Annotated in this window: 23 protein-coding genes, 1 tRNA gene and 1 pseudogene; 13 read left to right on the top strand and 12 right to left on the bottom strand. The window is 64.7% G+C overall.

Going from position 1 to position 23,173, the window contains the following annotated elements:
* Positions 1 to 134 precede the first annotated feature (134 nt).
* Positions 135 to 938, top strand: coding sequence for a SapC family protein (locus A3AU_RS0125935; protein ID WP_027055481.1), 804 nt, complete (start codon positions 135 to 137; stop codon positions 936 to 938).
* Between the two features lie 364 nt (positions 939 to 1,302).
* The gene (locus A3AU_RS1000000138315) at positions 1,303 to 1,599 is read left to right on the top strand and encodes an adenylate cyclase (RefSeq protein ID WP_064990956.1); all 297 of its coding nucleotides are present in this window, start codon (positions 1,303 to 1,305) and stop codon (positions 1,597 to 1,599) included.
* A gap of 95 nt (positions 1,600 to 1,694) precedes the next feature.
* Here A3AU_RS1000000138315 and A3AU_RS0125930 read toward each other — a convergent pair.
* Positions 1,695 to 1,769 (bottom strand) — tRNA-Gly (locus A3AU_RS0125930).
* Positions 1,770 to 1,996: 227 nt separating this feature from the next.
* Here A3AU_RS0125930 and A3AU_RS0125925 point away from each other — a divergent pair.
* The 4 genes and pseudogenes from A3AU_RS0125925 (at position 1,997) to A3AU_RS0125910 (ending at position 4,784) form a co-directional block, all read left to right on the top strand.
* Complete coding sequence (locus A3AU_RS0125925) at positions 1,997 to 2,494, top strand: prolyl-tRNA synthetase associated domain-containing protein (RefSeq protein WP_027055480.1); 498 nt, start codon at positions 1,997 to 1,999, stop codon at positions 2,492 to 2,494.
* An 81-nt stretch (positions 2,495 to 2,575) separates the two neighbouring features.
* Positions 2,576 to 3,583, top strand: a complete 1,008-nt coding sequence (gene trxA, locus A3AU_RS0125920; protein WP_027055479.1) for a thioredoxin — start codon at positions 2,576 to 2,578, stop codon at positions 3,581 to 3,583.
* A 119-nt stretch (positions 3,584 to 3,702) separates the two neighbouring features.
* Positions 3,703 to 4,374: pseudogene (locus tag A3AU_RS0125915) on the top strand (LON peptidase substrate-binding domain-containing protein).
* A 167-nt stretch (positions 4,375 to 4,541) separates the two neighbouring features.
* Positions 4,542 to 4,784, top strand: a complete 243-nt coding sequence (locus tag A3AU_RS0125910; protein WP_027055477.1) for a Trm112 family protein — start codon at positions 4,542 to 4,544, stop codon at positions 4,782 to 4,784.
* A 52-nt stretch (positions 4,785 to 4,836) separates the two neighbouring features.
* Here the strand turns inward: A3AU_RS0125910 and A3AU_RS0125905 are convergent, their stop codons facing one another.
* The 3 genes from A3AU_RS0125905 to A3AU_RS1000000140515 are packed head-to-tail and all read right to left on the bottom strand — an operon-like array spanning position 4,837 to position 10,638.
* On the bottom strand, positions 4,837 to 8,190 hold the full coding sequence (locus A3AU_RS0125905; protein ID WP_027055476.1) for an error-prone DNA polymerase: 3,354 nt from the start codon (positions 8,188 to 8,190) through the stop codon (positions 4,837 to 4,839).
* Positions 8,187 to 9,683: a DNA polymerase Y family protein gene (locus A3AU_RS0125900; RefSeq protein ID WP_245235575.1), complete on the bottom strand. Its 1,497-nt coding sequence runs from the start codon at positions 9,681 to 9,683 to the stop codon at positions 8,187 to 8,189. The genes A3AU_RS0125905 and A3AU_RS0125900 overlap by 4 nt, the downstream gene beginning before the upstream one ends.
* On the bottom strand, positions 9,604 to 10,638 hold the full coding sequence (locus A3AU_RS1000000140515; protein ID WP_032918151.1) for an ImuA family protein: 1,035 nt from the start codon (positions 10,636 to 10,638) through the stop codon (positions 9,604 to 9,606). The genes A3AU_RS0125900 and A3AU_RS1000000140515 overlap by 80 nt, the downstream gene beginning before the upstream one ends.
* A gap of 184 nt (positions 10,639 to 10,822) precedes the next feature.
* Between A3AU_RS1000000140515 and A3AU_RS0125890 the strand changes: the two genes are divergently transcribed.
* Positions 10,823 to 11,245, top strand: coding sequence for a metallopeptidase family protein (locus tag A3AU_RS0125890; RefSeq protein ID WP_027055474.1), 423 nt, complete (start codon positions 10,823 to 10,825; stop codon positions 11,243 to 11,245).
* A 188-nt stretch (positions 11,246 to 11,433) separates the two neighbouring features.
* Here the strand turns inward: A3AU_RS0125890 and A3AU_RS0125885 are convergent, their stop codons facing one another.
* Both A3AU_RS0125885 and A3AU_RS0125880 read right to left on the bottom strand, forming a co-directional pair.
* The gene (locus A3AU_RS0125885; protein ID WP_027055473.1) at positions 11,434 to 11,640 is read right to left on the bottom strand and encodes a DUF1737 domain-containing protein; all 207 of its coding nucleotides are present in this window, start codon (positions 11,638 to 11,640) and stop codon (positions 11,434 to 11,436) included.
* 43 nt (positions 11,641 to 11,683) lie between these two features.
* Positions 11,684 to 12,580 carry an HpcH/HpaI aldolase/citrate lyase family protein gene (locus tag A3AU_RS0125880; protein WP_027055472.1) on the bottom strand — a complete coding sequence of 299 codons (897 nt, stop codon included), beginning with the start codon at positions 12,578 to 12,580 and terminating at the stop codon, positions 11,684 to 11,686.
* 385 nt (positions 12,581 to 12,965) lie between these two features.
* Here A3AU_RS0125880 and A3AU_RS0125875 point away from each other — a divergent pair, with 385 nt between their 5' ends.
* The 4 genes from A3AU_RS0125875 to A3AU_RS0125860 are packed head-to-tail and all read left to right on the top strand — an operon-like array spanning position 12,966 to position 17,987.
* Entirely contained in the window at positions 12,966 to 14,504 is a 1,539-nt protein-coding gene (locus A3AU_RS0125875) for a DUF4153 domain-containing protein (RefSeq protein ID WP_027055471.1), read from the top strand.
* 3 nt (positions 14,505 to 14,507) lie between these two features.
* Complete coding sequence (locus A3AU_RS0125870; protein WP_027055470.1) at positions 14,508 to 15,200, top strand: response regulator transcription factor; 693 nt, start codon at positions 14,508 to 14,510, stop codon at positions 15,198 to 15,200.
* Complete coding sequence (locus A3AU_RS0125865; protein WP_027055469.1) at positions 15,191 to 16,792, top strand: ATP-binding protein; 1,602 nt, start codon at positions 15,191 to 15,193, stop codon at positions 16,790 to 16,792. Before A3AU_RS0125870 ends, A3AU_RS0125865 begins: the two co-directional genes overlap by 10 nt.
* A gap of 28 nt (positions 16,793 to 16,820) precedes the next feature.
* On the top strand, positions 16,821 to 17,987 hold the full coding sequence (locus A3AU_RS0125860; protein WP_027055468.1) for an NAD(P)/FAD-dependent oxidoreductase: 1,167 nt from the start codon (positions 16,821 to 16,823) through the stop codon (positions 17,985 to 17,987).
* Between the two features lie 108 nt (positions 17,988 to 18,095).
* Here A3AU_RS0125860 and A3AU_RS01000000136115 read toward each other — a convergent pair whose 3' ends face one another.
* The 5 genes from A3AU_RS01000000136115 to A3AU_RS0125835 form a co-directional block, all read right to left on the bottom strand.
* A complete protein-coding gene (locus A3AU_RS01000000136115) occupies positions 18,096 to 18,890 on the bottom strand; it encodes a DUF72 domain-containing protein (RefSeq protein ID WP_051355472.1) in 795 nt (264 codons plus the stop codon).
* 53 nt (positions 18,891 to 18,943) lie between these two features.
* The gene (locus A3AU_RS0125850; RefSeq protein WP_027055467.1) at positions 18,944 to 19,435 is read right to left on the bottom strand and encodes an SRPBCC family protein; all 492 of its coding nucleotides are present in this window, start codon (positions 19,433 to 19,435) and stop codon (positions 18,944 to 18,946) included.
* Between the two features lie 40 nt (positions 19,436 to 19,475).
* Positions 19,476 to 19,925 (bottom strand): SRPBCC family protein, encoded by a 450-nt coding sequence (locus A3AU_RS0125845; RefSeq protein ID WP_027055466.1) that lies wholly within the window; start codon positions 19,923 to 19,925, stop codon positions 19,476 to 19,478.
* Complete coding sequence (locus tag A3AU_RS0125840; RefSeq protein WP_027055465.1) at positions 19,922 to 20,236, bottom strand: ArsR/SmtB family transcription factor; 315 nt, start codon at positions 20,234 to 20,236, stop codon at positions 19,922 to 19,924. Before A3AU_RS0125840 ends, A3AU_RS0125845 begins: the two co-directional genes overlap by 4 nt.
* A 103-nt stretch (positions 20,237 to 20,339) precedes the next feature.
* Entirely contained in the window at positions 20,340 to 20,765 is a 426-nt protein-coding gene (locus tag A3AU_RS0125835) for a GNAT family N-acetyltransferase (protein WP_027055464.1), read from the bottom strand.
* A gap of 292 nt (positions 20,766 to 21,057) precedes the next feature.
* Between A3AU_RS0125835 and leuD the strand changes: the two genes are divergently transcribed.
* Both leuD and A3AU_RS0125825 read left to right on the top strand, forming a co-directional pair.
* Positions 21,058 to 21,663, top strand: coding sequence for a 3-isopropylmalate dehydratase small subunit (leuD, locus tag A3AU_RS0125830; RefSeq protein WP_027055463.1), 606 nt, complete (start codon positions 21,058 to 21,060; stop codon positions 21,661 to 21,663).
* Positions 21,664 to 21,732: 69 nt separating this feature from the next.
* Positions 21,733 to 22,686 carry a hypothetical protein gene (locus A3AU_RS0125825; RefSeq protein WP_027055462.1) on the top strand — a complete coding sequence of 318 codons (954 nt, stop codon included), beginning with the start codon at positions 21,733 to 21,735 and terminating at the stop codon, positions 22,684 to 22,686.
* 163 nt (positions 22,687 to 22,849) lie between these two features.
* On the opposite strand, the gene A3AU_RS0125820 is transcribed toward A3AU_RS0125825, so the two are convergent.
* On the bottom strand, positions 22,850 to 23,173 hold a 324-nt coding region (locus tag A3AU_RS0125820; RefSeq protein ID WP_027055461.1), incomplete at its 5' end, for a transposase.

Here is a 23,173-nt window from a genome sequence, read left to right as displayed (position 1 = left end):
CTGGGACACTGTACTACTTTGTTCCTGCGACGGATTCTTGGCCCAGCCAAGATCAGCGCAACAAGAGCAGAGTCCAGTCTTGGGTCTGAGGCGAAGCAGCCGGCCCGGTCGCTGGCGGGAGAAAGGAACGGACCATGGCTGACAACGGGGCTAGGACGGGAACGGCGCCGGCGGCCGAAGCAATGCCGCTGTTCTACTCGAAGCCCGAAGCGCTCAACCCGACCCGACACGCCTCGCTTGGCTTGACGGCGCGCAACGATTTTTCCTTCGCGCGTGCCGCGCATGCCATCCCGGTGGTGGCGTCGGAAATGCCGGCGGCGATGCGCTCTTATCCGATCGTCTTCATCGGCCCCGCCAAGGCGCCGGTGATCATCACCGGCGTGCGCCAGAACGAGAACCTGTTCGTCGATGCCGAGGGTCGGTGGACCGCGCCGCACTACATCCCCGCCTATGTCCGCCGCTATCCCTTCATCCTGGCCGAGGACCCGACCTCGGCCGGCCGGCTGACGCTGTGTGTCGACCGGGCAAGCGACCGTGTCATCGACCAACTCATGGCGCCGTCCCGCGAAGACAAGATCGCGCCGTTCTTCAACGGCGCCGAACCGACCGAGGCGACGAAACAGGCGCTCGCCTTCTGCGACCAGTTCCAGATCGATTTCAGGGCCACCCGCGAAATGGTCGACAAGATCGACGCGCATGGCCTGTTCGCGCCGCGCCAGAGCAAAGTGACGCTGGAAGGCGGCGAAGTGCTCAACCTCACCGATTTTCAGGTGATCGACGAGGCGGCCTTCAACAAGTTGAGCGACACGGCTTTTCTCGACCTCAGGAAATCCGGTGCGCTCGGCCTGCTCTACTGCCACCTCGCCTCGACCAACAGCTGGACATCGCTGGTGCACCAGGCGTCGCTGCGCAAGGCGGATGGGGTGAAGAGCGCCTGAAAAGGAAAAACCCGCGGAACCCGCGCCTTTCGAAGCCTGGAGAAAACCAGAGCGGTGAGATGTCAGCGCGAGCAATCCAGTTCGTTGCCGACAGGCCAAAACAACGCCACGCAGCCTGAAATTTGGTTTGCGCGTCGGGGTTGGGAAGGGCGGTTCTTCAAGGCGTGTCAGGAATTGCGGATGTTTCGCGCACCCGCCCGGAGGCGCGGTTTGACCCATGCAACAGGCCATCTCAGTGTCGCCGACATCACAGATTCGCGATGCTTGGGATTAATGGTGCCCCGAAAAACGTTCCAGTCCTAGTTCGCCGGGTGCTCCTAAGACCGCGAGCGCCCTAAATCAAACTGCTTTTGGGAGAACAACGATGAAACATCGCCTTATTCCCATAGTGCTGGGCTCGCTCATAATGACTTCCACCGGCCTGGCTCTGGCCGCCAACGTCCATTCGGTAACGGGGACGAAAGGTCAACCCAATCAAACGATTGGCACCGCTCAGACAGGAAATGTTACGCCCGGCAATGCCAGCACCGCCCCGGGTTCAGCCTTCAACCCGGATGGCAACGCGGGGACACATTACGCAGGCACCCAGCCGCAGAACTCAAAGAATCCGAAGAGCGTATCTCAGTACGACGTTGCCGGCTTCCAGCAGTCCCATAAGTGACGACCGGCACATTGGCGGTCGAGGTTCCGCCCGCCCAAATGCGAAAAAGCCGCGGCGGACCGCGGCTTTTCGATGCTTGATTCCCTTGAGGAAATTGGAGCGGGTGAAGCGATTCGAACGCTCGACCCCAACCTTGGCAAGGTTGTGCTCTACCCCTGAGCTACACCCGCTCACACGGCGTCTCGGCCGCAAGCCGGGCCTATATGGCTGAAGAGCGCGGCGATTGCAACAGGGAAATCGCAGGCTTTTGCAACCTTTCGAGCGATGCCGGCAAACCGCCCGCGCGAGGCGGATTTCGTCGCCCGCTTGCGTCATGGTCTTGTGTCGGTCACCGCATTGGCCGTAAACGGCAAGACGGAAAAACGACGAAGAAGACAAGCGACGAAGAAGACAAGCGATGCCGAAGACCGAAGCTGAATTGATGGCCTTTCTTGCCGAGCTCGGCATTGCCGTCTCGACGATACGCCATCCGCCGCTCTACACCGTTGCCGATTCGCAGGCGCTGCGCGGTGAAATCGCCGGTGGGCACACGAAAAACCTGTTCCTGAAGGACAAGAAGGACAATTTCTTTCTGGTCACCGTCGGCGAGGACGCAGTCGTCGATCTCAAGCAGATCCACCAGCTGATCGGCGCCGCCAGCCGTGTGTCTTTCGGCAAGCCGGAAATGCTGATGGAGCTTCTGGGCGTTTCGCCGGGCGCCGTCACCGTCTTCGGCGTCATCAACGACAGTCAAAACCGGGTCAAGGTGGTGCTCGACAAGGATCTGATGGAGCATGCCGTCATCAACGGCCATCCGCTGACCAATGAGGCGACGACATCGATCGCTGCTGGCGATCTCCTCAGATTCGTCGAGGCAACCGGGCATGATGCTGCTATCTTGAAAGTCTCGGCGTGATCGCCACATGCATGGCGAAACCGACTTCCACTGACATGGCGCCGACCCGCGGGCCGGCGGCGCGACCGAAAGGGTGACGAGATGAGCGACAACAAGCCGTTTGGCGGGTCATTCGGCAGCAATGGCGGCCAGTATGCCACCACCGTACAGTATGGCGGAACGGCACCCGCGCCAGCAAAGGTCTCGCTTGGCGATGCGCCTGCCGCACCTGCCGCCGGCGATATCATCAAGGACACAACGACCGCGGCCTTCGCCGCCGACGTCATCCAGGAATCGCGCCGCCAGCCGGTGCTCGTCGATTTCTGGGCACCATGGTGCGGGCCCTGCAAGCAGCTGACGCCGCAGCTGGAAAAGGCGGTCAAGGCCGCCGGCGGCAAGGTCAAGCTGGTCAAGATGAACATCGACGATCACCCCTCTATCGCCGGCCAGCTCGGGATCCAGTCGATTCCCGCCGTCATCGCCTTCAAGGACGGCCAGCCGGTCGACGGCTTCATGGGCGCCATCCCGGAGAGCCAGATCGCCGAATTCATCACCAAGGTCGGCGGCAAGGGGAATGGCGCCCCGGCCGTGGCCGATGCGCTGGCGGCGGCGGCCGAAGCGCGCGAGGCCGGCGACATGCAGACCGCGGCCGACATCTTCGACGCCGTCCTGGCGCAGGCGCCGGAAACGGTCGAAGCGATCGCCGGGCTGGGCGACCTGCTGTTCGAGGCCGGCGACACGGAAGGCGCCGAGGCGTTGCTGGCAACGGCGCCCGAGGCCAAGAAGGATGCACCCGTGCTTGCGGCGCTGCGCGCCAAGATGGCATTGGCCGCGCAGGCGGCGAGCCTCGGCAATCCGGCCGAGTTCGAGCGCCGGCTGGCCGAAAACCCCAAGGACCATCAGGCGCGCTTCGATCTGGCCATGATCCAGAACGCAAGAGGCGAGCGCACGGCGGCCGCCGACAATCTGCTGGCGATCATCAAGGCCGACCGTGCATGGAACGAGGATGGCGCCAGGACGCAATTGCTGCAATTCTTCGAGGCCTGGGGCATGACCGACGAGGCGACGCTGGCGGCGCGGCGCAAATTGTCGGCGTTGCTGTTTTCCTGAGCCGGCGGCCGTTTCGTCGCATGGGCTTGGCGTCGCTGGTGGCCGCGCCAGATTAGGAGCTGAACTTCGGCAAGCCGATGATCCCGGCGGGCGGCAGCGAAGTCGATCGGAGGAATGAGGTGCAAGCGGGAAACGCGCATTATCGGATGGCCAAGGATTTGCCGTCGACGATCCCGCTCTTTCCGCTCGAAGGGGCGCTGCTGTTGCCGGGTGGCCGCATGCCGCTCAACATCTTCGAGCCGCGCTATCTGCAGATGGTGGACGAGGCGGTCGCCGGCTCGCGGCTGATCGGCGTCATCCAGCCCAGCCTCGACGGCGCGCNGNGNGNGGNNGGCGAGCCGCAGCTGTGCAATGTCGGCTGCGCCGGCCGCATCATCGCCTTTTCCGAGACCGGCGATGGGCGCTACCTGATTTCGCTGCAAGGCGTGTGCCGCTTCCGCATCGCCCATGAGCTGACGGTCAAGACGCCGTTTCGCCAAGCCAAGCCGGCGCCCTTCCTCGCCGATCTCGATGACGATCCGGCGGCAAACGAAATCGACCGGCCGGCGCTGCTCAGGGCCTTTCGCGCCTATCTGCAGGCCAACGATCTGGAAGCCGACTGGGAAAGCGTCAGCCGCGCCGAAAATACCATGCTGGTCAACGCGCTGTCGATGATGGCGCCCTACGGGCCGGCCGAGAAACAGGCGCTGCTCGAAGCCGCCGACCTGAAGACGCGGGCCGAAACGCTGATCGCCATCACCGAAATGGCGCTGGCGCGCGAGAATGAGGACTTTGGCTCGAGCTTGCAATAAGATGTGCCGATATTCAGGTGAGGCCGGCCTGCAAATGGCGGCTTCCTGCGCTTCCGGTGCTCGCGTACGAAAAGTACGCTCCGCTCCGGTTCTCGGAAGCCACCATTTCGACTCGGCCTGACCTGGATCTCGGCACATCTTTCGATCGTTGGTCAGGAGACAACACGGTGGCGGCGGACGGACGGGACGGAAAGAAGATCAATGTCGATCCCAAGCTGCTGGAACTCCTGGCCTGTCCGCTGACCAAGGGGCCGCTGGCCTGGGATCCCGAGCGCGGCGAGCTGATCTCGCGGGTCGCCAAGCTCGCCTATCCGGTGCGCGACGGCATCCCGATCATGCTGCCCTCCGAGGCGCGTACCATCTCGGCGGAGGATGTGCTGTCACCGCCGCGGCTGGGCGGGCCTTCGTAATTGGCGAAACCATTCCTGCTCCGCCCGTGGATGACGAAGGTAAGGGCCGCACCTACTGAAAATTACGCCCCTTGGGCATGACGCGTTCCGCCTCTTCCGACAGCGTTGCGAGATCCTGCCTGACCGGTGCGTCGCGTGGCGGGGCCCGGCTATCGTGATCCGGAGCGTCCGCCTTGATGGTCGCAGGGCCGGTACCCGGCAGCCCTGCCCCGCTGACTTTCTCCAGCAGCACGGTCAGCCAGGGCGTCAGATCCTCGATCTTTTCGGCGACGATGTGGATGACGCCGGATTCCGACTGCAATTTGCCGGTGACCTTGACGAACCGCGCGCCCATGACGATGGGGCGGAAGCGGGTAAAGGTCCGCTCCCAGAAGATGACGTTGGCGACGGCCTTGTCGTCTTCCAGTGTGAGAAAGATCGCGTTGCCCTTGCCGGGGCGCTGGCGCACCAGCACGAGGCCGGCGACGGAAACCCGCCTGCCGTCTCGCACGGCAGGCAGGTTGGCATTTGCCGTGACGCCGGTGCGGTCGAGCCGCTCGCGCAGGAAGGCGACGGGGTGCGCCTTCAGTGACAGGCCGAGCGAGCGGTAGTCGTGGATGACATGCTCGCCGAGCGGCATTTTAGGCAGCTTCGTCTGCGGCTCCAGTTCGCGCAGGCCGAGCGCCGGCTGGTCGAACAGCGGCAGCTTTTCGGCGGCACTCCTGGCGCCCAGCGCGCGCACGTCCCAAAGCGCGGCACGGCGGTCGAGGCCGATCGAACGGAAGGCATCGGCCTGCGCCAGCCGCTCGATCTCGCCGACATCGAGGCCGGAACGCAGCCAGACATCCCGGACGGTCGAGTAGCCGGAGCCGCGGCGCGCGACGAATTGCTCCATGCGGTCCTTGGAAAGTCCCTTGATCTGGCGGAAGCCGAGCCGCAGCGCATGGGCCGTCTCGATGACGCCGCGCATTTCGGCATGGCGCGGGAGGATGCGGGCCGGGTCGAAAGGCGCTTTTTCCAGGGTGCAGTCCCAGGCGGAGAAATTGACGTCGACGTCGCGGATGTCGACGCCATGGTCGCGCGCGTCGCGCACCAGCTGCGCCGGCTGGTAGAACCCCATCGGCTGCGAATTGAGGATCGCGGCGCAGAACACGTCGGGATAGAAGGTCTTGAACCAGCACGAGGCATAGACGAGCAGGGCGAAGGAGGCGGCATGGCTTTCGGGAAAGCCATATTCGCCAAACCCCTCGATCTGCTTGAAGCAACGCTCGGCGAAGTCCTTGGTGTAGCCCTTGCCGACCATGCCATCAATCATGCGCTGGCGGTAATTGCCGATGGTGCCGGTGCGTTTGAAGGTGGCCATGGCGCGCCGCAGTTCGTCGGCCTCGCCCGGCTTGAAGCCGCCGGCGACGATGGCGATCTTCATAGCCTGTTCCTGGAACAGCGGCACGCCCAGCGTCTTGCCGAGGATCTCCTTCAATTCCGCCTTCTGATATTCGGCCTTCTCCTTACCTTGCCGGCGGCGCAGATAGGGATGGACCATGTCGCCCTGGATCGGGCCCGGCCGAACGATCGCCACCTCGATGACAAGGTCATAAAAATCGCGTGGCTGGAGCCGCGGCAGCATCGACATTTGCGCGCGAGACTCGATCTGGAAGACGCCGAGCGTATCGGCGCGGCAGATCATGTCATAGACACGTTGGTCTTCCGCCGGCAGCGTGGCCAGCACATAGGGTTGCCCATATGGGTCCCGTGCCTTCGGATAATGGGCGGTAAGCAAGGTGAAGGCGCGTTGCAGGCAGGTCAGCATGCCGAGCGCTAGGATGTCCACCTTGAGGATCTTCACCGAGTCGAGATCGTCCTTGTCCCATTCGACCATCTTGCGTTCGTCCATCGCCGTCTTGACGATGGGCACGATCTCGTCGAGCCGGTCCCTGGTGATGACAAAGCCGCCGACATGCTGGGAGAGGTGACGAGGAAAGCCCATGATCTCATTGGCCCGTTCCATCACATGCCGCGATATCGGGTCACTCCGGTCAAGACCGCCGGCGCGGGCTTCCTTCTCGCCAAGCTCCGAGGTCGACCAGCCCCAGATCGAGCCCGACAGCGACGCCCGGACATCCTCTGAAAGGCCCATCGCCTTCGACACTTCGCGTAGCGCCGAGCGGCCGCGATAGCTGATGACGGCGGCGGCAAGTGCGGTACGCTTGGAGCTGTATTTCGAATAGATGTACTGCATCACCTCTTCGCGCCGCTCATGCTCGAAATCGACGTCGATATCGGGCGGCTCGTTCCGCTCCTCGGAAATGAAGCGCTCGAACAGCGTATCGATCCTGTCGGGCCCGACCTCGGTGATGCCGATGCAGAAGCAGATGATCGAATTGGCGGCGGAGCCGCGCCCTTGGCAGAGGATGTTCTGGCCGCGGGCGAATTTGATGATGTCGTGGACGGTCAGGAAGTAGCGGGCGTAGTTCAGGCGCTCGATCAGAGCGAGCTCTTCCTCGATGCGTTTTATGACGCTGGTCGGGACACCGCCTGGAAAGCGCCTGGCCGCCCCTTCCCGCGCCAGTCTTTCCAGCTCGGCCTGCGGCCCGAGGCCCGATTCCGTCGGCTCGTCGGGGTAATTGTACTGGAGGTCGCTGAGCGAGAAGGTCAGCTCTTGCGCAAACCGCAAACTCTCAGCCAGCGCTTGCGGATGCCTGCGGAACAGGCGGGCCATTTCCAGCGGCGGCTTCAAATGGCGTTCGGCATTGGCGGCGAGTTCCAGCCCGACCTCGGCAACAGGCGTATTGAGGCGGATCGCGGTCAGCACGTCCTGCAGCGGGCGGCGTTCGGCGGTGTGGTAGAGGACATCGTTGGTCGCCATCAGCGGAATGCCGGCAACCTCGGCAAGCGCCGCCGCCTGCTCGATGCGGAAACGGTCATTGCCGGCATAACAGGGCGAGACGCCGAGCCGCAGGGCCGTGCCGAAGCGGTGCTTGAGCTGGTGAAGCAGGGCAAGACTGTCCTCGGCGTCCGCCGTCGGATCGGGCAGGACCGCCAGCGAGATCAGATCTCCCCATTCGAGCAGGTCGCCGCGCTGGAGAAGGGTGGCGCCCTTTTCGTTTTCGTCGCGCAGATTGGCTTGGGTGAGCATGCGGCACAGATGCCCCCAACCCGCACGGTCCCTGGGATAGGCGAGAATATCCGGCGTACCGTCGCCAAAAACCAGGCGGCAGCCGGGGTGATAGGAGAGCTTTTCGACCTTGGCCTGCTGCCAGGCGCGGACCACGCCTGCCACCGTGTTGCGGTCGGCAAGGCCGATCGCCGAAAAACCCAGGAGCTTGGCCGCGACCACCAGCTCCTCCGGCTTGGAGGCGCCGCGCAGGAAGGAGAAATTCGACTGGATGCCGAACTCGGCATAGGGAATGACGGTAAGCGCGTTCATGCGAAGACCCCGTGCATGAACCAGCGCGGCGCGACTTGAGAGCCGCCGTAAAGGCCTTGCCGGTAGAGCCAGTAGCGGCGGCCGTCGGCATCCTCGATGCGGAAATAGTCGCGGCTCGATGCCGACGGGTCGCCCGGCGCCTCGCGCCACCATTCGGCGGCGATGCGTTCCGGCCCTTCGGCACGGGTGACCCGGTAGAGCGCGCGCCGCCAGCGGAAATTGCGGGGCGGGCCCTCGGGCATTTCGGTCGCCGGAACCTCGATCGGTTCGGGCGCGCGGAACAGCCGGATCGGGCGTTCCGGCGGGAAGATGGTTTTTGGCGCCTGTACCTTGCCTGGCTTCCTCGGCGGCGTGATCCGGCGCGGCGCTTCGGTGAACGGGATGTTGGCGACGGCGCGTTCGGGCAGATGGCTTTCGAAGGCGACCGGCCGCAGAACCGCGCCCTCGCCGAGCCGGGCGCGGATGCGGTCGGCGAACAAAGCGATGTCGGCGCCGTCGTCGGCGACCTCACCGGTCAAATCGGCCTGCGCCATGTCGAAGGCGGCCGCCGCCAGCACCGAGAGCCGGACCAGATCGAAGCCGTAGCCGGCATCGATGTCCTGCTCGAGGGCGGCCAGCCTTTCATGGAACAGTTTCTGGATCAGCCGGGGATCGCGCATCGGCCGCGAGGTGCCGAGCGCGATGCGGCTGACGGCGCCGTCGACGCGGAAGAGCAGCAGCGCCAGGCTCCTTGCGCCCTCGCCACGGCGCTCGAGATCGGTCTTCAGGGTCGTTGCCAGCAGGCCAACCAGCCGTTCGATGTCCTCGGTCAGGGTGACGGGTTCGACCAGATGCCGCTCGACCGAGAGCGGCGCCACGGGAAGGCGGGGCGAAATCGCCTCGTCGAGGTGGCCAAGCGCCTGGTCGAGACGCAACAGCAGAGAAGCGCCGAAGCGGCGGGCGAGCGGCGCGCGCGGCGCCGCCATGACGGCGCCCGCCGTGCGCAGGCCCACACTTTCCAGGCTGGCGCGGGTTTCCGGCGCGATGCGCAATGCGGCGAGCGGCAAGGGGGCGAGCAGCGCCTCCTCCTCGCCTGACCCAACGATGCGGTCGCCGCAAAAGCGTGCCGCCGCCCAGGCCGCGCCCGGCGTCGGGGCAAGGCCGGCGCGGACATCGAAACCCTGATGGAAGAAGCGCGACAGGATGTCGTCCAGCATGGCGCGTTCGCCGCCGAACAGATGGGTGCAACCGGTGACGTCGAGAAACAGGCCGTCCACTCCGTCCAGCGCCACCAGCGGTGTGTAGCGGTCGCACCAGTCGGCCAGGCCTTCGAGCAGGCGCCGGTCGGCTTCCGGATCGGCCTCGACAATGTCGATACAGGGATGCATGGCGCGCGCATCGGCGATGCCCATGTCGCGCTTCAAATGCAGCGCCTCAGCCCGCTCGTCGAGGGCCGAAATGCGCTGCGCGTTGCCCTGGCGGTGGCTGACCACCAGTGGCGGATGATCCGACATCGGATGATCTTGGGGCCGGGAACGCCAGGACCGCCCCAGACGCTGCCGCAGGATCCTTTCGGCCGCGAGGTAGGGAAACCACAGGGACAGAATTCTCTGTCCGTTGGCCCCTTCTTTCGTCGAATGCGCGTTCATCGGGGTTCCACTCCAGTGTGAATTGTCCAGGCAGGGCCGTGCGGCTCTTGCCGATGGCGATGGTGAAGGCGGGGCGGCCGATCGAGCCGGCGAGCGGTCCGGCGACGGTGACGCGCGGCACCGCCGGCGCCGACGAGACGATGAGGCGGACGGGTGCCGCCGTCGGTTCGGGTTCGGCCGCCTGCCGCAGCAGGAATACCGGGCGGCCGGCGCTTGCCGCCCTTGCATGCAGCCGGCGCGTCGCGGTCAGGTCCAGCCGCTGCGGATTGCCGCGGATTTCGAGGATGACAGCGGCGAGCGCCGTCATCCGGGCGGCTTCCTCGGCGACCCACAGCGCATCGACGAGCTTCGGCGCCTCGGAAAACAGCAATTGCTCGGGCGCGATGCCGAACGAGGCCTGCAGCCCTCTCGCATAGGGAAAGCCGGCTTCGCGGAAGATTTCCGTAGTGCCGATCCACAACACCGGCAGCCCATGCGCCTGCTTGAGGATCAGGCTGGTGAGCGACAGGGCAAAGCCGGCGACGGCTCCGGCCTCGCGGGTTTCCAGGCCATGGATCTCGCTGAGCGCCGCTTTCGGCAGGCCGCCGCCCAGGGCGGCATCGAGGCGCTCGACGCCGACCGGCAGGAAGGCATCCGGCAAGGCCGCGGCAAGACCGCGCCGGACGATCGTGAGATCACTGGGTGCGGCATCGGCGCTGCCGTCAGTATCAAGCGGCGCGCCAGCCGGCGCCTGCAGGCGTTCGGGCAGCGTTCCCTCGATCTTCGCGATCTGGCGGCGCAGGGCAAAAACAGTCTCCCGCGCCACGGCTGATATCGCCATGACGGTCAGTGTCCACTCACAATTGTTCCTGTTATGTTCCTATAGATTCCAGAGGGTGACGGAAGAGTCAAGCAGAGTCACAAGGAATTTATTCCTGCATGGCTTGTCCGCCACCGACGGCATCGGTCCCGTCATTTGCCTCGACCGGTTCGAAAGCCTATATGCCGGGATCAAAGGACAAAGCATGGCTCGCATCTACAAAACCCGCACTTGGCATGGCGAACTCGCGCCCTCGATGGAGGAGCTGGAGTTCCTGGCGCTGGAGGCGTACGCCCATCTGCCGGAGGATTTTCGCAAGCTGACCGGCGAGATCGTCATCCAGATCGCCGAGTTCCCGACCGACGAGATCATGGACGATCTGTCGCTGGAGACGCCCTTCGACCTGCTCGGTCTGTTCGAGGGCCGCGGCATCGCCGAACGCTGGAACCCGCAGACCGGCGAAGGCCCGAACCGCATCACGCTCTATCGCCGCGCCATGCTCGACTACTGGGCCGAGAACGAGGAGACGCTGGGCGACATCGTCACCCATGTGCTTATCCACGAGATCGGCCATCATTTCGGCCTGTCGGATGATGATATGGAGCGGATCGAGGAAGCGGCCGAGTAGGCTATGCCGATATTCAGGTGAGGCCGGTCTGCAAACGGCGGTCCCCTGCGCTTCCCCGTTCTACTGCGTCGCAGTAGAACTGTGCTCACGTACCCAAAAGTACGCTCCACTCCGGTTCTCGGGTACCACCATTTTCGACTCGGCCTGACCTGAATCTCGACACAGCCTGCGTCGGCGCTTTGTAAAATCTACCAATCACTCAGCTTGGTGTCCGGCCCGTATTCCTGGCCGTCGACATCCTTCACCACGGCCTGGCCGCAGCGCATGGTCTTGGTTTTCTTGTCGTAGGCGTAGGTCGGCGAGCCGAACAGGTGCCAGCCCTCGTTCAGGGCCGCCGTCACCTTGTGGCAGAAGCTGGCATCGTCGGGGGCGGTCAGAAAGCGGTAAAGTTTCATTTTTCAGTCCTGTCGTGAGTAGCCCGCGAGCATAGGGCCGGCATCATGCGCCGACGGCGGCGGCTTTCGCCAGCAGTTTTTCGGCCTGCGCCAGATGCAGCCGCTCGACCATCCTGCCGTTCAGCGCGATCACGCCTTTGCCGGCATTCTCGGCACGTGAAAACGCGTCCCTTATCAGGCGCGCCTCGGTCAGCGCTGCCGTGGACGGCGCAAAGGCGCGGTTTGCCGCGTCAATCTGGGCCGGATGGATGAGGGTCTTGCCATCGAAGCCCATGGCCGCCGCCTCCGCGCATTCGCGGGCAAAGGCGTCGAGGTCGCGAAAATCATTGGCAACGCCGTCGAGCATTTCGAGGCCACCGGCGCGCGCGGCCAGCACCATCTGCAGCAGCCATGGCACGAGGTAGCGCCGGTCCGGCGTCGCCAGCACACCGGTGTCCTTGGCCAGGTCATTCGTTCCGGCAACGAAACAATTGAGCCGTGAGGCCGGATCGCGACCCAGTTCGGCAATGGCGCCGATGTTGAGCAGCGCCCTGGGCGTCTCGATCATCGCCCACAGCTTCACGCTGTCGGGGGCAGAATTGTCATCGAGCACGTCGCCGACCTCGAGGATATCGCGCGGTGTCGCGACCTTGGACAAGAGGATGCCGTCGGGCTCGAATTTTGCCGCGGCCAGCAGGTCGTCGGCGCCCCATTCGCTGGCCAGCGCATTGACGCGCACCACCATCTCGCAGCGGTGGCCAAGGTGGTTGGCACCAGGGCGGTTGGCGAAGATCGCCGGCAGTTTTTCGCGGGCGGCAACCTTGTCGGCCGGCGCGACGGCATCCTCGAGGTCGATGATGACGGCATCGCAGGACAGCTGCGCGATCTTGGCCAGTGCCTTGTCGTTGGAGGCTGGGACATAGAGCACCGAGCGGCGCGGGCGGTAGGGTTCGGCTGTCATGGCCGATCTATGCCGCGTGTGGACAGGTGAGGCAAGCGCGGAGGGCCGTGCCTGAGATGAGCCAGTCGTCGAAGTTGGCAGCGCCAGGGTCTGGAAAGGGATAGCGGGCAGCACACCAACGGTGGAAGCGCGGTCCCTGCACGAAAACTGCACAGGCCTGCGGAAAAGCTCCTCGGATCCGCCCTGCCAATTCCCCGCCCGCCTGCGAGACCGGCGGCATGCACAAACGAGCAAAACCCCGTTGGTCCCTGCCACAGCGCCTGCGCAGCGAGGGCTGGTGGCTCGTCGATCCGCCACGCGCGGTTCCCATGGCGACCCTCATCCCTTTCGCCCGCAAGAGCCCGCCGCCAAGGCGGCGATTGGACACCATCAGCAAGGCCAGCTCATGAAATTATTTCTCTCAGCAGCACCAAGCTATTGCCGCCGCTTCGGTGTTGCCGCGCTGCTGGTCGTGCTGGCGGATTTCCTCTTCTACGGCCAGCCCGCCGGTATCACCGTCTTCCTTTTCGCCACCCTCATTGCGGCCGCTGTGGTGGCCGTGCATCCAGCGGCCTTCAGCGACGGCAGGGTCTGGCTCAAGCCCGCCGCCTTGCTCGTCGCGCTGCTGCCGCTCACTGAGAATGTCAGCGCCTTGTCGGTGTCGATCGCGCTTGCGGCGCTGGTCGTCTTCGCGCTTTCGTCGAGCGGACGCCTGCGCCACGGCATGGCGCGCATTGCCGGCCAGGTCGCGCTATTCTGGCTCGCGGTGCCGTTCCGCTTCATCAGAGATTTCATTCGCTGGCGCAGGACGGCGCGCCGGTTCGGCCGGCGCCGCGTCCGGCTGGCGGCGGTCGCGGTATGGGTGATGCCGCTGACGCTCGGCGCTGTGTTCCTGGCGCTGTTCGGCGCCGCCAACCCGGTCATCGACTACTGGCTGTCGCTAATCGACCTGATGAAACTGCTCGAACTAATCCAGCTGGCGCGGATTGCCTTCTGGCTGTTCGTGCTTGCCGTCGTCTGGGCTTTTCTGCGGCCGCGCCTGCCGCGTTTCTCGAATCGCGTCTCCCGGCAAAATCCCGCCCTTGCCGCTCAACCGGCGATCAATCCGCAAAGGCATGTCATCGAAGACATCCTGTTCGGCAAGGCAGCCATCCTGCGTGCCTTGCTCGTCTTCAACATTCTGTTCGCGCTGCAGACCGGGCTCGACGCCACCTATCTGTGGGGCGGGGCGGCCCTTCCCGACGGGTTGAGCTACGCCGCCTATGCGCATCGCGGCGCCTATCCCCTTGTTGTCACCGCCTTGCTTGCCGCGGGTTTCGTGCTGGCGGCGCTCAGGCCTGGAAGCGAGACTTCGGCCGATCCGCTCATCCGCCGGCTGGTCTATGCCTGGGTGGCGCAGAACATAATGCTGGTCATCTCGTCGATCCTGCGGCTCGACCTCTATATCGGCATCTATGCGCTGACCTACTGGCGTATCGCCGCTTTCGTCTGGATGGGGTTGGTGGCGGCAGGGCTGGCGCTGATCATCGCCCGCATCGCGCTCGGAAAATCCAACGAATGGCTGTCCTCCGCCAATCTTCTGACGTTATCGCTGACGCTTTATGGCTGCTGCTTCATCAATTTCGCCGCCACGATCGCCAATTACAATGTCGACCATTCCCTCGAGATGACCGGCCAGGGCATTCCCCTCGACGCCTGGTATCTGCGCTCGCTCGGGCCGGGCGCGTTTCCGGCGCTCGACCGTTTCTTCGATCACCAGGGCAAGACGGCTGCCGCCGGCGCTGTGCGCGAACTCCAGGGATTGCGGGCCAGCGACGAAGACTGGTATCGCGGCGTCCAGCGGAACTGGCGCGCCTGGAGCTTTCGCGACTGGCGGCTGCTTCGATATCTCGACAGCAAGGGGTCGCTCGTGCTTCCTGCGCAACCTTCCTTGCCGGGCCGCTGACCGATGCCGCATCACATTCTCGTCGCCGACGATGATCCGCATATCCGCGAAGTGATCTGCTTCGCGCTGGAAAAGGCCGGCATGACGACGCTTGGCGTGGCCGACGGCGCCGCCGCCTTGCAGGAAATCGCACGCCGGGCGCCGGATCTCGTCGTGCTCGATATCGGCATGCCGGAGATGGACGGGCTCGAGGTCTGCCGGCGGCTCAGGAACACATCCGATGTGCCGGTGCTGTTCCTGTCGGCGCGCGACGAGGAGATCGACCGCATCCTCGGGCTGGAAATGGGCGGCGATGACTATGTGACGAAGCCATTTTCCCCGCGCGAGTTGGTCGCCCGCGTCAACGTCATCCTGCGCCGCGCCCGCCCGCCGGCGCCCGAACCGATAGACGACAGGCAGTTCGCGCATGGCAAGCTGACGCTGGCGCCGGCCAGCCACGCGGCCGCCTTCGACGGCAAGCCGCTTGCCCTGACAGGCATCGAGTTCGCGATCCTGAAGGGGTTTCTGGCGCGGCCGGCGCATGTGCTCGACCGCGAGGCGGTAATGGCCAATGCCTATGCCGGCAAGATCCATGTCGCCGACCGCACCGTCGACAGCCACATCCGCAACATCCGCGCCAAGCTGGCGGTGGTGGGGTGCCTCGATGCCATCGAAACCGTGCATGGCGTCGGCTTCCGGCTCGGCCGATGCGGCTGAGTGCCTCGCGCAAATGGATCGGCCGCAAATGGCGGCCACGGCTTGCCACGGTCGTCGTCGCCATCCTGATCCTTGTCATGGCCTTGCCGCTGGTCGGCCTGTTCTTCTTCCGCCTCTACGAGAACCAGCTGATCCGCCAGACCGAAGCGGAGCTGATCGCGCAAGGGGCCGCCATCGCCGCGATCTATGCGCGGGATGTCCGCGACGCCGGCATTCCATCGGAAAAGCTTGGCGCGCCGATGCCGCAGGCCGATGGCAGCGCTGGCCGAAGCGCCGATCCGGACGGACCGTACCGGCCGATCGAGCCGCGCCTCGATCTCGCTTCGGATTATGTGCTGCCCACCCGGCCGGCCGCAGAGCCCGCCACCGCCGATCCCGCCTTCGCCGCGATAGGCGCGCGCCTGTCGGGCATTCTCGACGCGACGCAGAAGACCACGCTTGCCGGCTTTCGCCTGCTCGATCCCCGAGGTGTCGTCATCGCCGGGCGCGGCGAGGTCGGGCAGTCGCTTGGCGCGGTCGAGGAGGTGCGCGACGCGCTGGCCGGCCGCTATGCCAGCGCGCTGCGGCTGCGCATTCCCGACCAGCCGGCGCCACCGCTCTATTCGGTCAGCCGCGGCACCAAGGTGCGGGTCTTCGTCGCCTTGCCGGTGGCCGTCGCCGGCCGGGTCGCCGGCGTGGTCTATGTCTCGCGCACGCCCAACAACATCATAAAACATCTCTATGGCGAACGCGGCAAGGTGACCCTGGCGGCGATCGCCATCCTCGGCGGCACGCTACTCATCGGCCTCGTCTTCCTGCGCACCGTCAGCCGGCCGATCTATGCGCTGATCGACCGCACGCAACGCATCGCCGCCGGCGAGCGCGACGCGATCCGCCCGCTCGACCATCACGGCACCTATGAAATGGCGGAGCTTTCGGCCGCCTTCCTCGACATGGCGGAAAAACTGCAGGCGCGATCGGACTCGATCCAGACGTTTGCCACCCATGTCTCGCACGAACTCAAATCGCCGCTGACGGCGATCCAGGGGGCGGCGGAATTGCTGCGCGATTCCGGCAGCGCCATGGACGATGACGACCGGCGGCGTTTCTCCAATAATATCGTCACCGACGCCGGGCGGCTCAACCTGCTGGTCCGGCGCCTGCTCGATCTGGCGAAGGCCGAAAATCTTGCACCCAGCGGCGAAAGCACCTCGATCAATGCCGCGCTGGCGCTGCTGCCCGTGGACAGCAGGCTGACGGTTCGCGTCGAGGCGGGCGGTGATCGCGCCTTGCGCATCTCGGCCGAGAACGCGGCGATCGTGCTCGCCAATCTCATCGACAATTCCGCCAGGCACGGCGCGACGCTGGTTTCGATCGCCACGACAAGCGATGGTGGCAAGGCAACGGTGCTGGTGAGCGACGATGGCGACGGCATTTCGCCAAGCAACCGGGCGCGCATTTTCGAACCGTTCTTCACCACCCGGCGCGATTCGGGCGGCACCGGCATGGGCCTCGGCATCGTGCTGGCCCTCCTGAAAGCGCATGATGGCTCGATCGGGCTGGTTGACTCCGAACGCGGCACGCGCTTCGAGATCATTCTGCCGGCGGCGTAGAGAGGCCGGCGGCCGGATCGGAGAAAAAATGCGCTACGACATCGTCATCATCGGCGGAGCCATCGTCGGGTCCTCCATTGCCTATTATCTGCGCGAGGAAGGGTTTTCCGGCTCCATCGCGCTGATCGAACGCGATCCGCAATTCGCCCATGCGGCGACGACACTGTCCATGGCCTCGATCCGGCAGCAATTCTCGATCCCTGAAAACATTAGGCTGTCGCAGTTCACGCTGAAACTGTTCCGGCGGCTGAAGGAGACCTTCGGCACCGATGCCGATATCGGTTTTCGCGAAGGCGGCTATCTCATTCTGGCCGGCGAGACCGGCCTGCCGATCCTAAAGGCCAATCACGACGCGCAGGTGTCCGAGGGCGCCGACATCGTGCTCGAGGACGCCGGCCAGTTGACGCGGCGCTTCCCCTGGCTGTCGAGCGAAGGCATTTCCGCCGGCGCCTATGGCCGCAGCGGCGAAGGCTGGTTCGACGCGCATGCCATGCTGACGCTGTTCCGCAAGGCGCTGCGTGACAAACAAATTGATTTCATCACCGCTTCGGTCACCGGCATCGCGCGCGACGGCAACCGCGTCACCAGCGTCACCCTCGACAATGGCCAGACGCTCGAGGCCGGCCTCGTCGTCAACGCCGCCGGGCCGAATGCCGGCAAGGTCGCGGCTCTTGCCGGGCTGGCGCTGCCGGTCGAGCCGCGCAAGCGCAACGTCTTCGTCTTCGAGGCGCGCGAGAAATACGCCGACATGCCGCTGCTGGTCGATCCCTCCGGCATTTATGTGCGCCCGGAAGGCTCGGTCTACCTTACTGGCGGCGCGGAACCGGAAGAGGGCGACGGCCCGGCCGACCCCGCCGATTTCGAGGTCGACTGGCCGCTGTTCGAGGAGGTGATCTGGCCGGTGCTGGCCACCCGCATTCCCGCCTTCGAGGCGATCAAGGCGACGCGCGCCTGGGCCGGGCACTATGACTACAACACGCTCGACCAGAATGCGGTCATCGGGCCGCATCCAGAGGTCGGCAATTTCATCTTCGCCAACGGATTTTCCGGCCACGGCCTGCAGCAGGCGCCGGCGGTGGGCAAGGCGCTGGCGGAGTTTCTGGTGCATGGCGGGTATCGGACGATCGACTGCTCGGCGTTCGGGTATGAGCGGGTGGCCGAGGGCAGGGCGTTCCGGGAGCTGAATGTGATCTAGAGGCGGGTTTCTTCCCTTCTCCCCTTGCGGGAGAAGGTGCCTCGCGAAGCGAGGTCGGATGAGGGGTGTTCCAGGGAACGCCAACGTCTCACTTCGCTGGAGCACCCCTCATCCCTCTCGGCGCTGTCGCGCCGATCCACCTTCTCCCACAAGGGGAGAAGGAAGAGGAGTCTGGGCAACCACGGCATCGACAGCAAGAGCGTTGCCAAGCGCATGTCCGGCGGCCGTGTTGTCGAAAATGCCCCAGACCTCGGCGCCCGACGCGGCCGCTGTTTGCACCTGTTGCCTGATCCGGGCGAGGCTTTCGGCGTCGTAGTCCGAATAATAGACGCGCGGCATGCCATGCCAGCTGAAATAGGCGAGGCCGGCCCAACCGCCCGGCACCGCTGCCGCAGGGACCGGAGCGGGATCGGCGGCAACGCGCGCGATCCGCCGGCCGGCCAGAAGGGCTTCCGCCTCCGCTTCGAACCAGCTCGCGTGGCGCGGCTCGCATGCCAGTCTTGCCTTTGTTCGCTTGCTGAGCATATCGAAGAAGCCGCCTGCGATGTCCGGCTCGTAGGGCAAGCTCGGCGGCAACTGCACCAGAAGCACGCTCAGCTTGCCGCCGAGGCCCTCGACCTGCTGGAGAAAGGCGTCGGCAAGCGCATGGCAATCCACTAGACGATGCTCATGGGTCATGGCCTTCGGCGTCTTGACGGAAAAGCGGAAGTGCTCCGGCACGGAGCTTGCCCAGCGTTCATAGGTCTCGCGGCGATGCGGCTTGTAGAAGGAGGTGTCGATCTCGACGATCGGAAAGTGCCTGGAATAGCGTTCGAGATGCGAGCCGGGCGGCGGGAATTCTTCCTTGTATCGGCTTGGAATTCCCCAGCCGGCCGTACCTATGAAACATCCCTGCTTCTCCATGCATTGGATGTGGACCAGATAAGGCACGGGTCAAGACAAGGTGCGACCGCTGCTCAGGCCGCCGCCAGTCTCCCTGCCGCGACACTAGCCTGCAGCCATATCAGAACCCGCCCCCAACCGTCGGCATGCTCGGCCGCCGCTCCGCTCAGCCCGGCAAAACCGCCATGGCAGATGGTGAGGCGCGTGCCCTCGGCGATCGGCTGCAGCAACCAGGCAACCGTGGTTTGCCGCCGGCCGAGTGTCGGATGGTCCCAATGATAGGCCCGAGTCTGCACGATCCGGCGCGACGCCTCGATCTCCAGGAATTCGCCACCGGCGGGCAGCTCGCTGCCGTCGGCGGTCCGGACGACAACGGACCAGCGGCCGCCGACACGAAGGTCGGCCGACCACTCAACCATCCGGCAGGTGTCGGTGGACCCCCACCACTGCTCGCCGTCCTTGCCGAGCAGCGCCGGGAAGATCCGCTCGGGAGGCGCCTCGATGGTGGCCGAAGCCATGATCGTCTCGCCATTGGTCATGCTCCGCACACGGGAGAAATGCATCATGACTCTCTCCTCAAAATCGTTCCGCCGTCGAAACGACCTATCATCCCTTTGACGGCGGACGCTCGAAGCCCTTGCCGGTCTCGAGCAGGCTCTTGAGGCTGGCGAGCACCAGCGGCCAACCCTTGGCGACGTTGCCGATAAGCCTGTGCGGCCCGTCCGCTTCGTGGGTGACGGCAAGTTTCATCAGATCGCCGTCCTGCTCGATGGCGAAGGTGCAGCGCGTATAGCCGTCTTCCTTCACGTCCGGCATCCATTCATTGCGCCATTTGATGACCAGGCGTCGCGGCGGGTCGACCTCCAGAATCTCGCCCGAGTCGGCAATGCTGCCGTCCGGGAAGATGAGCTTCCAGCTGGAGCCGACCTTCCACTCGCTTTCCTGATAGGAGCAGAGGAAGAACTGCCGGTTGAATTCCGGGTCGGTTAGCGCTTCCCAGAGTTTTTCGGGCGTGGTGCGGATGTAGGTCACGTAGACGAAGTTGTTGTTGCTCACGGCTCTTCCCTTTCGAGGCGTTTCTTCAAATTGCTGAGGGCATCGAGACGCCCCCGTTCGAATTTGCCGATCCAGCGCTCGGCGATCTCGTTGATGGGAACGGGGTTGAGGTAGTGCTCCTTCTCCCGGCCCCGCCGAAGCGTGGTGACGAGGTTGGCTTCCTCCAGGACCGCCAGGTGCTTGGTCACCGCCTGGCGCGTCATGTCCATCTCCCCGCACAGCGCATTCAGCGTCTGCCCGTTCCTGGCATGGAGGCTGTCCAGCAATTGCCGGCGTGTCGGGTCGGCCAGTGCGCGAAAGACGGCATCCATGCTCATGGCTTTAATATGCAACCATTTGGTTGCATGTCAAGCGGCTGGCGGATCACGAAAAGTTTGCCTGCCCATCAGGCAAGGCGATCGTGAGTGGAAAGCGTCAGCGCTTGCGGGAGAACCAGAATGCGTCGGCCATGCGCTTCATGCCGATGCGCTCGTAGAAGCCGACGGCGTCGGGCATGGAGATCAGGCTGATGGCGACGGACGGCCCGAGCCGGCGCCGAGCCTCGTCCATCAGGCCCTTGCCGATGCCAAGCCCCTGCGCCGATTGGGAAACGGCGAGTTCGGAGATGTAGCAGACCCAGGAAAAGTCGGTCATTGCCCTGATAACGCCGACCAGCGGCTTGCCCGCCACATCGAGACGTGCCGTCAGCACCAGATTGGCGCCTGACAGCATCGCTCGCAGTCGCGCTTCGTCATCTACGGGGCGCGTCTCGCCGAGGCCGGATTCCACCAGCACGCGGCGGAATTCGGCGACGTCGAGCGCGGGTTCGCGTGCGTAGAGGACGTTTGAGTTTTCCACCATGACTGCCAGACTGCATCAGCTGGCCAGGATTTCGAAGCCATTTTTGAGGTGGTTCAGTTTCAGCGTGCGGCATGATACAGCCATTACGGCGGCCCGTAGCTCAGGGGAAGAGCGCCAGCTATATGCTGGAGGCCCCCGGTCGAGACGGGGCGGGTCGTCGCCAGATTTCAAACTTGCCTTGCGCTGCCATAGGCGATGCGTCGCGCACAAACAGTTGGCTTTTATTTGCCCGCGGCTTTGTGTAAACCGGGCCTCAGCAAATTCCCCCGCAACGAAAACACGGGCAAAAGCCATGGAAAAATTCACCAAGCTCACCGGCGTCGCCGCTCCGATGCCGATCGTCAATGTCGACACCGACATGATCATCCCGAAGGATTATCTGAAGACGATCAAGCGCACCGGACTTGGCACCGGGCTGTTCGCTGAAATGCGCTACAATGACGACGGTTCGGAAAACCCGGATTTCGTGCTCAACAAGCCGGCCTACCGCAAGGCGCAGATCCTGGTCGCCGGCGACAATTTCGGCTGCGGCTCGAGCCGCGAGCACGCGCCGTGGGCGCTGCTCGACTTCGGCATCCGCTGCGTCATCTCGACCTCGTTCGCCGACATCTTCTACAACAACTGCTTCAAGAACGGCGTGCTGCCGATCACCGTCAGCCCCGAGGACCTCGAGAAGCTGATGGACGATGCTTCGCGCGGCTCCAACGCCACTCTGTCGATCGACCTCGAAGCCAAGGAAATCCGCGGGCCGGATGGTGGCGTGGTCAAGTTCGACCTCGACGATTTCAAGCGGCACTGCCTGCTCAACGGGCTCGACGACATAGGCCTGACCATGGAGAAGGCCGGTGCCATCGCCTCGTTCGAGAAGCGGAACGCCGAACTGCGCCCCTGGGCCTGAGCGGCTGCGCCTGACGACAGGCCCGGCCTTTCGAGGCCGGGTTCTTGGCGACTGAAGGGAGGGACAGTCATGGCACGTTCACTTCTTGCCGGCGTTTGCGGGCTGGCCATTTTGGTGGTGCCCGCCACGAGCGCGGTTGCGCAGACACAGACACCCGCCGCGCAACTGGCGCCCTCGACAGCCCAGAAGCCGGCCGACCAGCCGGCGACCGACCAAGGCGGGTCGAGCACCAGCGATGCGGCGCCCGCCGACGATGACAAGCAAGCGCCGATACCGTTCGAGGGCGGCCAGTTGACCATCACGCAGCCGGAGCAGGACGGCGAGAAGGTGCTGGCCTATGACGGCAAGCAGTTGGCCAGCAACTACGATGTCTTCTTCGACAAGATCGTGAAGATCGGCGACGTCAACGTGGCGCTGGTCGATGTCGGAGACGGCGGCAATCAGTGCGGACCGGCCAAGGTCATCGTCTGGAAGCCGAAAGACGGGGAGATAAGGACGACGACGGTCGAGCAGGACGAATGCGGCGCGCCGCCGGCCGCGATCTCCGACAGCGCCATCTATTTCGTGCCTTACCTGTTACCCGGCGATACCAAGCCGGCGCTGCAGTGGTCACCCACGGAGGGGCTGACGATCTCGGGCAATCTCACCTACGCGCCGGAACCCGGCACCGACTGGAAGGACATCGATCCGTCGAAATACGACAACATCATCGACGCCTTCCACAACGAGGCCGTCTACAAGGACGCTGTGAAACTGCTCGGCAAGGACATGCCCGACATGGCGACCAGCCTGCTGGTCGGCGGCGGCACGGAAAAGACGGCCACCGGCGCCTTCTACGCCACCGGCTGCGTGCCGCACGACTGTGGCGGCAATGACGGCTTCATGGCAATCGATCCGGCCAAGCACACGCTCTACTTCGCCCGCCGTGGCGACAATGGCGAGCCTCAGGCATGGCCGGCGGTCACGACCTGGCCGGCCGACATCAAGAAGGCGCTCGACGACGCGCAGGGGTCGGCGAATTAGGTTTCGCCGAAGTGCGACCATCGCGGCTTCGTCATCCACGGGCGAAGCGACGCGCAGCGGAGCGCAGACCCGAGGATCCATGCCGCGACCTCAGTTATGGGATGCAGCGGAGCAGAACCCTGCACCGTTGCGGCGCTCCGACGTCACGGAATGGCAACTGTGTTCATGCGAAAGCTTTTTTGTCTCGAATGATGGCGTTGAGGACGACAAGGAGCTTCCTTGCGACGGCGATGATGGCGAGCTTCTTCGAGCCTGAGCGGACTGCGATGGCGGTATAGAAAGCTCTGAAGCGCTCACAAGCTCGGATGGCGCCGAGCGCAGCCATGTAGAGAGCACGGCGCACACGCGATCGGCCACCCTGGATCTGGCTCCTGCGGTTGAGCTTGCCGCTCTTGTTGTCGAAGGGGGCAAGGCCGGCGAGTGCGGCGATCGACTTGGGTGAGCGCAGGCCGAGCTCGGGCAGGTGGGCCAGCAGGGAGAACGCAGT

It is taken from the genome of Mesorhizobium erdmanii USDA 3471, from assembly GCF_000472705.1.
Taxonomy (GTDB): domain Bacteria; phylum Pseudomonadota; class Alphaproteobacteria; order Rhizobiales; family Rhizobiaceae; genus Mesorhizobium; species Mesorhizobium erdmanii.
Note: the sequence above shows the minus strand (reverse complement) of the source record. Positions and strands in the feature narration are given on the sequence as shown.

Bases quoted from the DNA above. Each gene is read 5' to 3' on its own strand.
- A3AU_RS0125935 (WP_027055481.1), top strand. From the start codon at position 135: ATGGCTGACAACGGGGCTAGGACGGGAACGGCGCCGGCGGCCGAAGCA.
- A3AU_RS1000000138315 (WP_064990956.1), top strand. From the start codon at position 1,303: ATGAAACATCGCCTTATTCCCATAGTGCTGGGCTCGCTCATAATGACT.
- A3AU_RS0125925 (WP_027055480.1), top strand. From the start codon at position 1,997: ATGCCGAAGACCGAAGCTGAATTGATGGCCTTTCTTGCCGAGCTCGGC.
- trxA (WP_027055479.1), top strand. From the start codon at position 2,576: ATGAGCGACAACAAGCCGTTTGGCGGGTCATTCGGCAGCAATGGCGGC.
- A3AU_RS0125905 (WP_027055476.1), bottom strand. From the start codon at position 8,190: ATGAACGCGCTTACCGTCATTCCCTATGCCGAGTTCGGCATCCAGTCG.
- A3AU_RS0125900 (WP_245235575.1), bottom strand. From the start codon at position 9,683: ATGTCGGATCATCCGCCACTGGTGGTCAGCCACCGCCAGGGCAACGCG.
- A3AU_RS1000000140515 (WP_032918151.1), bottom strand. From the start codon at position 10,638: ATGGCGATATCAGCCGTGGCGCGGGAGACTGTTTTTGCCCTGCGCCGC.
- A3AU_RS0125890 (WP_027055474.1), top strand. From the start codon at position 10,823: ATGGCTCGCATCTACAAAACCCGCACTTGGCATGGCGAACTCGCGCCC.
- A3AU_RS0125885 (WP_027055473.1), bottom strand. From the start codon at position 11,640: ATGAAACTTTACCGCTTTCTGACCGCCCCCGACGATGCCAGCTTCTGC.
- A3AU_RS0125880 (WP_027055472.1), bottom strand. From the start codon at position 12,580: ATGACAGCCGAACCCTACCGCCCGCGCCGCTCGGTGCTCTATGTCCCA.
- A3AU_RS0125875 (WP_027055471.1), top strand. From the start codon at position 12,966: ATGAAATTATTTCTCTCAGCAGCACCAAGCTATTGCCGCCGCTTCGGT.
- A3AU_RS0125870 (WP_027055470.1), top strand. From the start codon at position 14,508: ATGCCGCATCACATTCTCGTCGCCGACGATGATCCGCATATCCGCGAA.
- A3AU_RS0125865 (WP_027055469.1), top strand. From the start codon at position 15,191: ATGCGGCTGAGTGCCTCGCGCAAATGGATCGGCCGCAAATGGCGGCCA.
- A3AU_RS0125860 (WP_027055468.1), top strand. From the start codon at position 16,821: ATGCGCTACGACATCGTCATCATCGGCGGAGCCATCGTCGGGTCCTCC.
- A3AU_RS01000000136115 (WP_051355472.1), bottom strand. From the start codon at position 18,890: ATGGAGAAGCAGGGATGTTTCATAGGTACGGCCGGCTGGGGAATTCCA.
- A3AU_RS0125850 (WP_027055467.1), bottom strand. From the start codon at position 19,435: ATGATGCATTTCTCCCGTGTGCGGAGCATGACCAATGGCGAGACGATC.
- A3AU_RS0125840 (WP_027055465.1), bottom strand. From the start codon at position 20,236: ATGGATGCCGTCTTTCGCGCACTGGCCGACCCGACACGCCGGCAATTG.
- A3AU_RS0125835 (WP_027055464.1), bottom strand. From the start codon at position 20,765: ATGGTGGAAAACTCAAACGTCCTCTACGCACGCGAACCCGCGCTCGAC.
- leuD (WP_027055463.1), top strand. From the start codon at position 21,058: ATGGAAAAATTCACCAAGCTCACCGGCGTCGCCGCTCCGATGCCGATC.
- A3AU_RS0125825 (WP_027055462.1), top strand. From the start codon at position 21,733: ATGGCACGTTCACTTCTTGCCGGCGTTTGCGGGCTGGCCATTTTGGTG.